We start from the raw sequence: 9,295 nt of genomic DNA on the forward strand, positions 1-9,295 counted from the left end.
CCTACGAAAAATCCCCCCATCCCCTCCACGGCAATACCATAAAGTACGCATATCTTGCGCATACTGTGCCAAAGGCAGCCCTCTGGCCCCCCTCGCCCTGACGCGCGGCCAACGAGCCGCCCATAAAACGAGTCGAAGACTCCCCTGCGCGGTGCGCCTTTTTTCTCCACTACGCGTGGGGCGGGGGACGGCGTCCCCTTCCATTTAATTTGGGAATCGGCTCCGCCGCTACGCGGCGAAGCACGATTCCCAAATTTACATGAACTTCCCCCCCAGTCGCGTTGCGACTGGGAAGAAACTCAAAACGCAAATGGAACCGATTGGGGCGAGATGAGCGATTTACTGGTGAATCACCGATTAATAGTCGGGCCCTTTCTACTGAGCGGCTTGCGTGCTGTGCGGAACGCACGGCCCGCAAGCCGCTCAGTAAATGGGTGCAGGCACCGTCTGCCGCCCCGCGCGGAGCGGAAAAGGAAAGTCCCGTTAAATTTGCGATTTTGTGCGGGCGCGCAGCGCACGGGCAAAATCGCAAATTCAATGGCACGTGGCGCCACGCCACCGCCCCCCGCGCAGGGGGAGTCTTCGACTCTTTCATTTTGCGGCGTGTTAGCCCAGTCGTGCCTGGATCAGTTTACTGGCTGAGCCAAAGTCGATGGAGGCGGCCTCGGGGTGCTGCTTCAGGGCGGCGATGACCTTACCCATCTCACGCTTGGTGGTCGCGCCTGTTTCGGCAATGATCTCGCCGACGATTGCCTCCAGCTTTTCTGGTGAGAGCGCGGCGGGCAGGTACTTTTCCAGAAGTGCGATCTCGGCGTCATTGGCGGCGACCAGATCGGTGCGGCCCGCCTTGGCGAAATCCTCCCGCGCGTCGCTCAGGTTTTTGACGCCCTTGCGCATCGTCGCGAGCACCAGCGCGTCGTCGATCTCTACGTTGGCATCGAGCGCGGCGCGCTTGATCGCTGCATCGGCAGTGCGCAGCGCAGTGGTGGCCGCCGAGTCGCGCGCCTTCATGGCGGTGATGATGTCGGCGCGCAGTTGGTCGTAAATGGGAGAGGAAGACATGGCGGCGAGTGTGGCTGCGCGGCAGCGCCCTTGTCGAGCGGGCGATCTGCGCGCAGCGTCTGGCGCATGCGCTCCCTGTACCTCGAAACGTTTGCTACCCCGCTGGCCGCCTTTTCCATCGCGACAAACGAAAGCGGCGCAGTCGTCGCCACCGCCTTTGGTGGCGAAGCCGTGCTGCAAGCCCGCCTGCGCGCAGCGCTCGGCCCAGCGGAAGGCCTCCCGTTTAAGCTGCGGCGCACGCACTCGGAAGCGCGCCGGCAGGTCGAGACCTATTTCGCGGGAAAGCTCACTGGCTTCGAGCTCGTGCTCGCACCGCTGCGCGGCACGGCATTTCAGCAAAAAGTCTGGCGTGCCCTGTCGGAAATCCCCTTTGGCGAAACGACGAGCTACGGTGCACTCGCCGCCCAGCTCGGCCAGCCGCGCGCGGCGCGCGCCGTCGGCTCGGCCAACGGTGCCAACCCCATCTGCCTCATCGTGCCCTGCCACCGCGTCATCGCTGCCGATGGCTCGCCGGGCGGCTTCGCCTACGGGCTCGCGATCAAACAAGCGCTGCTCGCGCACGAGCGAGCTCGGCGGTGAAGCGCTCCAGCTTCGCCAGATCCTTGATCCCCGGGGCCGTCTCCACGCCGCTATTTACATCGACGAAGCGCGCACCACTGGCCCACACTGCATCCGCGATATTCTGCGGGCCGAGACCACCGGCCAAAATCCACTGCTGCCCGGGATGGCGCGCGCGGTGCCGCGCAAACTTCTGCCAATCGCCGACCTCGCCCGTGCCGCCAAACTTGTCGGGCGAAAAGGTATCGAGCACGACTGCCGCGCAGAGCGGAAACCACGCCTCGGGCACGTCTTCGGCGGGCGGCAGCTTGGGCGCGAGCCAGAGCCGATCCGCACGCAGGGCGGCCGACCAGTGGCGCAGCCGGGCCAGCTCTACCGTGTGGCGGAAGTGGACCTGAAAAAAGTCGAAGCCTGCCGCGAGCACCTCGTCGAGCAGCTCCTCGGCGGGCTCGACCATCACGGCGACTTTTTTTTGCGCGGGCAGCTCCGGCAGCATTTCAAAAAAACGCTCCGGCGCGAGGAAGCGCGGGCTGGCGCGATGCAGGATGAAGCCCAGGTAGTCCGCCCCGCATTGATCGGCAAAGCGCGCGTCACGCAGCGAGGTCAGCCCACACACCTTTAGCCGAAAGGGCTCGGCGGCGGCGGCGGCCGCAACAGCGGGCGAAAGCGTAGCGGGCGCGATGCTCATCATGTCAGCCGGTGAAGCGGTTGAAGCTACGGATCACGTGCCCGACCTGTTCGTCGCTCAGCTCGGGAAAAATCGGCAGGCTGAGGCACTGCGCGGCCACCCGCTCGGCGACGGGCAGCGCGCCCGCTGCGTAGCCGAGACCCGCGTAGCATTTCTGGAGATGCAGCGGCTTCGGGTAAATCAGGTCGGTGCCCACGCCGCAGTCGGCCAGGTGCGCGCGCAGGGCATCGCGGCGCGGGTGCGTCAGCGTGAACTGGTGCAAGACGCTCTCGCCATGGTCGGCTGCGACTGTCGGCAGCACCGCCTCCGGCAAGCGAAGCTCGGCGAGGTAGCGGCGGGCGATTTCGCGGCGGCGCGCCGTCCACCCGGCCAAGTGCGGCAGCTTGACGTTGAGGATCGCGGCTTGAAAGCCATCCATCCGCCAATTCCCGCCGATCATCTCGTGCGAGTAACGCTGCGAGGAGCCGTGCACCCGCATCTGCCGCGCACGGGCAAGGAGCCCGCCATCGCGCGAGACGAGCATCCCCGCCTCGCCGCAAGCGCCCAGGTTTTTAGTCGGGTAAAAGCTGAAGGTGCCCACGTCGCCGAAGAGCCCGACTGGCTGGCCGCGATAGCGCGCACCGACGGCCTGCGCACAGTCTTCGATCACGAAGAGGCCGTGCTTGCGGGCGATTGCCATGATCTCGTCCATCCGCGCAGGCAGCCCGAAGAGGTGGACGACGATCACGCCCTTTGTGCGCGGCGTGATCGCGGCTTCGAGCGTTTGCGGATCGAGGTTGTAGCTGCCCGCTTCGATATCGGCGAAGACAGGCGTGGCGCCCGTGTAGTTGATCCCCCACGCCGAAGAAATGAATGTGAAGGGGCTGGTGATCACCTCGTCGCCCGGGCCAAAGCCCGCCAGCATGCAGGCCATGTGCAGTGGCGCCGTGCCGCTGCTGACGCCGAGCGCGGCGGGCCTGCCATCGGGCCCGCAGTAGTCGAGCGTTTGGGCAAAGCCGCGCTCGAAGGCCTCCACATCCTCACCGAGGCAAAAGCGCGTGGCGTCGTAAGTCGCCGCCAGCGCGGCGAGCGCTTCGCTGCGCAGTGCGCGGTGCGGCAAACCGAGATCGAGAAAAGGGACTTTCATTAAATCGAAAAAAGAAGAGTGGGCGCCGCCTCACCAAGCCGCGACTGCCGCGCAACTACGCGCAGCAGGGTGAGCTTTGGTGCGCAGAGTCGCGCCCCGCACGAGAAAGGGAGTACGCGCGGCGGGCTCATCGGTTCCCCAGTTTTTCAACGAGGGCTGTCACAAGGCTGTCGAGGCTGGGCTCCTGAGCCTCAAACGCGATCGGGATGCCGCGCTGCGTGAGCGTCTCGCTCGTCAGCTCGCCGATGCTGCCCGCGAGCGGCAGCCGGGCCGAGGCGCTGAGCGCGAGGGCGGCGGCTTGATCCGCGTAAGAGGTGACCGCCGAGGAGCTGGCGAAGAGAATGCAGTCGGCCCCGCGCTCGCGAAACTCCGCCGCGGCGGGCTCGGCATCGAGCGCGGCCTGCTCGGTTTTGTACACCTGGAGCCGATCCACGATTGCTTGGGCGGCTTCGAGTTTTTGCACGAGCTCGTCGCGGTTGAGGTTACCCGTGATGACGAGGACTTTTGCGTTATCGAGGCTGCCCGTCGCGATCAGCGCCTCCGCCAGCGCGCCGCCCGTCGCGAGCTTTGGCATGCACTCCACCTTGAGGTGCAGTGCCTCGATCTCGCGCGCGGTCGCCGGGCCGATGCAGGCGAAGCGCAGGAGGCCGAGCGAGCGGATGTCGTCGAAAATCCTGAAAAACTCCTGAAAGAAATGACGCACGCCGTTCGCGCTTGTGAACACGATCCAGTCGTAGCTGCCGAACTCCAGCAGCACGTCGGCGAGCTCTTGTTTGTCGATCGACTGGCTGATTTTGATCAGCGGCAGTTCGAGCACTTCGGCCCCCAGTGCGGTGAGTTTTCCGGTGAGCTCGGGGGCTTGTTCGCGGGCGCGGGTGATGGCGATCCGGCGACCGGCAAGCGGTTTTGCGGGGCGGCGACTGCTGCGGGGAGAACTCATAGTAGACCGAGAGAGCTGAGGAGGCGTTTGGCGGTATCGGCCGGGGCGTGATAATCGGCCTCGGCAAGCGGGAAACGGCGGCGGCCGGTTTTTTCGTGAAAGAGGTAAAGGCTGTCGCCCGCAGCGTGCGCGGCAAAGGCCGTCTGGCAGCCGCTGTCGAGTGCCGCCTGAAACGCGCGCTCGACGCGCACCGCACGCGCCGTGGCAGGGTCGAGGATTGGCGCGTAGCGCGCAGCCTCATCGATTCGCGTTTGCACGGCGATGGCGCCCTGCCCCACCGCGGGCACCATTTCCCCAAAATCCAGCGGGCGAAACTCCAGCCCCGGCCAGGTCCTGATGCCGAGCCGGGCCAAGCCCGCCGCCGCGAGGACCGTCGCGTCTACCGGAATGCGGCCACCGGCGCTCGCTGTCGCTGCCGCCGCCGCGGGCGGCGGGGCTGTGTGCAGCGCGTCCGCAGCACTCGGCGTGGCCGGCGCAGCAGGTGCAGAGGGCGGAGCAGTCGCGGAAGCGGGCGCACCGCCGGGCACCGCGAAGCCGGAGGCCACTTTTTCGAGGCGGGTTTCCACGTTGCCGCGGATTTCGCAAAAACTCGCTTCGGGGAAAAGAAGCGCGAGCTGGCCGCGGCGGCGCGGGCTGCCGGTCGCGAGGGTCAGGGCCCCATTTTTTTGGCACGGGCTCGAAGGGGCGGGACGAGGACTCGCTTCGCTTCCGGGATGGGCAACACCGCTTCGCAGCACGAGCACGTCGCGCGGGTCGGCACGCGGGAGGTAGCCCGCGATGATAAGTTTCTCCGAAGTGCGCCCGGGAAGATCTTTCGCGCTGTGGACGGCAAGGTCGGCCTCACCCGAGATCAACGCTTCTTCGAGCTCGGTCGTGAACAGGCCCTTGCCGCCCTGCTTTTCGAGTGACCACTGCGCTTGCCGGTCGCCAGTCGTGCTCATCGGCAGCAGCTCAACCGGTAAACCAAAAAACTCGCCCAAGCGGGTAGCCACCAGTCTGGCCTGGGCGAGGGCGAGCGGGCTTTTGCGCGTCGCAATCCGCAGCGCTCGCCCGCTTCGCGGGGCGGCGGCCTGCTGCTCGCGCGGCGCGGCGGGCGCGGGCGCCGCGGCACCAGCGCGTGGCGGCACCTCTGGCGCGGGACTGGCGGTTTGCGTGGGGGGAGTCATGAGCGTGGGGGAGGAATGGGGAGAGGCACCGGCTTTTCCGCAGATTTTCCTGAAAAACAAGAAAGGCCCCGAATCGAATTTCGAGGCCTTTCGGCGAAGTCATTGCGCTGTGGCACGGGCCAACGAGAGCGCGCCAGACAAAAGGGCCAACGGCTCCTCAGGCGTAGGAAGCTTGGGCGCCCTTGATGTTTTTCTTGGTCATCCAGGGCATCATGCCGCGCAGGTACGCGCCGGTCTTCTCGATCTGGTGCTTCTCACCGGCCTTCAGCAGCGCGTTGTAGTTCTTCAGGCCGCCCTTGTATTCCTTGACCCACTCTTTGGTGAATTTGCCGGTCTGGATCTCTTTGAGGATCTTCTTCATCTCGGCCTTGGTCTGCTTGTTGACGATGCGCGGGCCGCGCGTGATGTCGCCGTACTTGGCGGTCTCGGAGATCGAGAAACGCATGCCGGCGATGCCGGATTCGTACATGAGGTCGCAGATGAGTTTGAGCTCATGCAGACACTCGAAGTACGCCATCTCGGGCTGGTAGCCCGCCTCGACGAGCGTCTCGAAGCCGGCTTGCACCAGCGCGCTGGCACCGCCGCAGAGGACGGCCTGCTCGCCGAACAGGTCGGTCTCGGTCTCTTCCTTAAAGGTGGTCTGGAGGACGCCCGCGCGGGTCGAGCCGATGCCCTTTGCCCAGGCGAGCGCGGTTTTCTTGGCGGAGCGCGAGCTGCCTTCGGCGACGGCGATGAGCGCAGGCATGCCCTTACCCTCGACGTAGAGGCGGCGCACCATGTGGCCCGGGCCTTTCGGCGCGACCATGATCACGTCCACGCCCTTGGGCACGGAGATCAGGTCGAAGTGGATCGCGAGGCCGTGCGAGAAGAGGAGCGTCTTGCCCTTGGCGAGGTTGGGCTCGATGTCGGCCTGGTACACGTCGGCCTGCACCATGTCGGGCAGCGCGATCATGATGACGTCGGCCTTGGCGACGGCCTCGGGCGTGTCGTAGACCTCGAAGCCGTGCTGCTCGGCGACGTCGCGCGATTTGCTGCCGGGGTACAGGCCGATGATGACCTTACAGCCGCTCTCCTTGAGGTTGAGCGCGTGCGCGTGGCCTTGGGAACCGTAGCCGATGACGGCGAGGGTTTTGTTCTTAAACGTGCCGAGATCGGCGTCTTTGTCGGTGTAGACTTTTGCGGGCATGATGAAAAAAGGGGGGGGGACGGGAAGCGTGGGTGCGAGTTGGGTTTGTTGTGTGGGAAAGTGATGCGAGTGAACGAACGGGCGGGTGGCGAGGGCGGATGGCGAAGCGAGAAACGAGGGCGGGGTGGTGGGTGTGAGCGGGCGGGGCTCTGGCTGGCGTGAGTTACGGTTTAAGAAGGAGGGAAAAAGAGCGCGGATGAGCAGGGCCTCACGCGGCAGATGCTGCGCGCCGAGCCTCAGCGTTTAAGAGCGAGGCGGCCCGTGCGCGCGAGCTCAAGAATGCCAAAAGGCTCAAGAAGTTTGAGGAATGCACTGATCTTTTCGTCGTCCCCGGTGCACTCGATGACGAGATCGTCCTGCGACATATTTACGATCTTGGCACGGAAGATCTCCTTGATCTGCAAGATCTCGGGGCGCGTGCGCGTGTCGGCGCGCACCTTTACGAGCACCAGCTCGCGGTTGACCGCCGAGCCCTCGGCAAAGTCGGTCACCTCGACCACGTTGACCAGTTTGCGCAGTTGCTTGATGCACAGCTCCAGCGCGCGGTCATCGCCCTTCAGCGTCGCGGTGATCCGCGAAAACGCGGCCTCGTGCGTCGGCGCGACGTTGAGCGAATCGATGTTGAACCCGCGCCCCGAAAACATCCCTGCGACCCGGGCCAGCACGCCAAACTTGTTCTCAACGAGGGCGGAAATCGTGTGTCGCATGGGTGGTGATTCTAAATTCATAGGTGTGTTGTCATCGCTCAGTCAGGTGCACTCGGCAAACAGGCACTTTGCGCCCGCCCTCCGGCTGCATCCGGCAAAGCACCCGAGCATTGCCCTCTAGTAAAGCCGATTTGTGCCGCTTTTGCGCCACAATTCCGTGATGCAAAATAGTGCCTCTACCATCCCCGCGCGAGCCATTGGCCGTGCTGTTGAGCATCAGCGTCGTCAGGTCGCGCGTGGTGTTGGTGATCAGCGAGAAGCCCGCATTGAGCCCCGTAGTGCCCAGCCGGAAGGCGCGCGCCCACTTGCCCCCCAGCCACTCCACCACGGGCGAGACCTGCGCGGCATCCATGGCCGCCAGTGCCGCATACAGCTCCGGCTCCAGCTCGTACCACCGCAGCCGCCCATCCTCCCACACCGGCAGGCGCGGCCACTCGCCCGCCTTGGGCTCCTCGGCCGCCGGCCCGAAGAAGTTTACCATCTCCTCGAGCAGGCTGCTGCTGTCGGTGCCCTCAGCCTCGCCCGCCGCCATGCCCTGCTCCTTGACAGGCTGCCACCCTTGAACAAGCAGTTCCCTGGAGGGGCCCCGGCTCCGAGCGTCCTCGTTCGTGACCTGGCTCCGGCTCGGTGAGGTGAGCCCCTCCACCCCCTCACGTGCGCCCGCCTCAAGGTTATCCGCCTTGACAGAGTAGATGCGCTGAAGTACAGTCTCGATCACTCCAGCATCCGTTGATGCAGACCGCTTCCCAGCCTCACTGGCTGCAACAGCACTGCCGGGACCACCGGTCCCTTGCGTAGGCGGGTGCTGGAGTTTCTCCCGCAGCACCACGTTGTGCAGGTACAGGCGGCCCCCTGAGGTATCAGCCTTCACCACCACATCAAGGATGTGTCCGCGCCCCCCCACCTCGACAGGTGCGGCAAGGTGCAGAAACCGGCCCGATTGCGTCGAGCCCCTCAGCGGCTCCTCGTGGACCAGCCTTCCGCGACGCAAGACATCGGGCACCGCCGCAAACGCGGCTATCTTCGCGCGATTATGCCCATGGCTCAGGCTGCGCTCTACCGCGCGCCTGTCCAGCTGCACCGTGCCCACTCCCCCTACCTCCACAGTAGCACGGTCGTGCTCGGCATACCACTGCGCGATACGGTCGCGCAGCATCCCCCCTTCGCCTTGGGAAAACTCCTCGCCTGTAAGACGGGCCACCGGCTCACCATCCAGAAACTCCCTGTGCGCGAGGTCTTCGCGATCCTGGGCTGAGAGCTCCTGTACCCGCCCCTGCTGCGCCGCTTCCTGCGCCTCGATCCGCTCCAGCAGGCCGGAGAGCGGCCGCTGCGCCGCCGGCACCCGCTCCGCCGGCACCTCCACCGCGTAGTGGCCCAGCCCCTTCACCGTGCGCGTCAGGTGCAGTATCTGGTCGATCACGCGCCGCTGGTGCGCCTTGAGCACCAGCTCCTTGGTCTGCACGAGCATGCTGTGCACCGGGTTCTTGATCCGCCGCGTGCTGCCCCGCAGCCGCTTGGTCAGCTCCGCGCGCGACGCGGCCGTATTACCGCCCCCGCCCCCACTGCGGTACTGCCTCTCAAACTCGGCAAACTCGCGCCGCAGCGGGATGTAGGAGCCCGGGTCCACCTCGCGTATGCGCCGCACCGTCTCGGCCAGCGCAGGGCTGGCCTGCGCCACATAGTCGAGCACCCCCTCAGTCCACGCGTAGACTATCGCCGCCGCGCGCTCAAACTGGGGCGAGCCCAGCTCGGCCACCAGGTACGCCGCATCCGCCCTGTCCAGCCCCCCATTGCGCGGCCCCCGCGGGTCATCCCACAGTGCCAGCGCACGCTTTGCCCACAGGTAGATCAGGAAGTCGCGC

The 9,295-nt window shown here is 65.7% G+C and carries 9 protein-coding genes; 1 reads left to right on the forward strand and 8 read right to left on the reverse strand.

Features of this window, described 5'->3' with window-relative positions; all coding sequences use genetic code 11:
* Window positions 1-606: 606 nt before the first annotated feature.
* A complete protein-coding gene (locus AXK11_RS04490) occupies window positions 607-1,062 on the reverse strand; it encodes a GatB/YqeY domain-containing protein (protein ID WP_068629742.1) in 456 nt (151 codons plus the stop codon).
* A 66-nt stretch (window positions 1,063-1,128) separates the two neighbouring features.
* Here AXK11_RS04490 and AXK11_RS10285 point away from each other — a divergent pair, with 66 nt between their 5' ends.
* Entirely contained in the window at window positions 1,129-1,641 is a 513-nt protein-coding gene (locus AXK11_RS10285) for a methylated-DNA--[protein]-cysteine S-methyltransferase (protein WP_068629744.1), read from the forward strand.
* Here the strand turns inward: AXK11_RS10285 and AXK11_RS04500 are convergent.
* The 7 genes from AXK11_RS04500 to AXK11_RS10030 all read right to left on the reverse strand — a co-directional run.
* A complete protein-coding gene (locus AXK11_RS04500; RefSeq protein WP_082780890.1) occupies window positions 1,601-2,308 on the reverse strand; it encodes a phosphoribosylanthranilate isomerase in 708 nt (235 codons plus the stop codon). The genes AXK11_RS10285 and AXK11_RS04500 overlap by 41 nt on opposite strands.
* A gap of 4 nt (window positions 2,309-2,312) precedes the next feature.
* Complete coding sequence (locus tag AXK11_RS04505) at window positions 2,313-3,434, reverse strand: DegT/DnrJ/EryC1/StrS family aminotransferase (RefSeq protein WP_068629745.1); 1,122 nt, start codon at window positions 3,432-3,434, stop codon at window positions 2,313-2,315.
* Between the two features lie 127 nt (window positions 3,435-3,561).
* The gene (locus AXK11_RS04510) at window positions 3,562-4,374 is read right to left on the reverse strand and encodes a uroporphyrinogen-III synthase (RefSeq protein WP_068629747.1); all 813 of its coding nucleotides are present in this window, start codon (window positions 4,372-4,374) and stop codon (window positions 3,562-3,564) included.
* Window positions 4,371-5,540, reverse strand: a complete 1,170-nt coding sequence (locus AXK11_RS04515) for a hydroxymethylbilane synthase (RefSeq protein WP_082780889.1) — start codon at window positions 5,538-5,540, stop codon at window positions 4,371-4,373. Before AXK11_RS04515 ends, AXK11_RS04510 begins: the two co-directional genes overlap by 4 nt.
* Before the next feature lie 157 nt (window positions 5,541-5,697).
* Window positions 5,698-6,726 carry a ketol-acid reductoisomerase gene (gene ilvC, locus AXK11_RS04520; protein WP_068629749.1) on the reverse strand — a complete coding sequence of 343 codons (1,029 nt, stop codon included), beginning with the start codon at window positions 6,724-6,726 and terminating at the stop codon, window positions 5,698-5,700.
* Window positions 6,727-6,962: 236 nt separating this feature from the next.
* Window positions 6,963-7,433, reverse strand: coding sequence for an acetolactate synthase small subunit (gene ilvN / locus AXK11_RS04525; RefSeq protein ID WP_068629750.1), 471 nt, complete (start codon window positions 7,431-7,433; stop codon window positions 6,963-6,965).
* A 31-nt stretch (window positions 7,434-7,464) separates the two neighbouring features.
* A partial coding sequence (locus tag AXK11_RS10030; RefSeq protein ID WP_197456803.1) for an LPD3 domain-containing protein occupies window positions 7,465-9,295 on the reverse strand: 1,831 nt, incomplete at its 5' end.

This window comes from Cephaloticoccus primus, assembly GCF_001580015.1.
Taxonomy (GTDB): domain Bacteria; phylum Verrucomicrobiota; class Verrucomicrobiia; order Opitutales; family Opitutaceae; genus Cephaloticoccus; species Cephaloticoccus primus.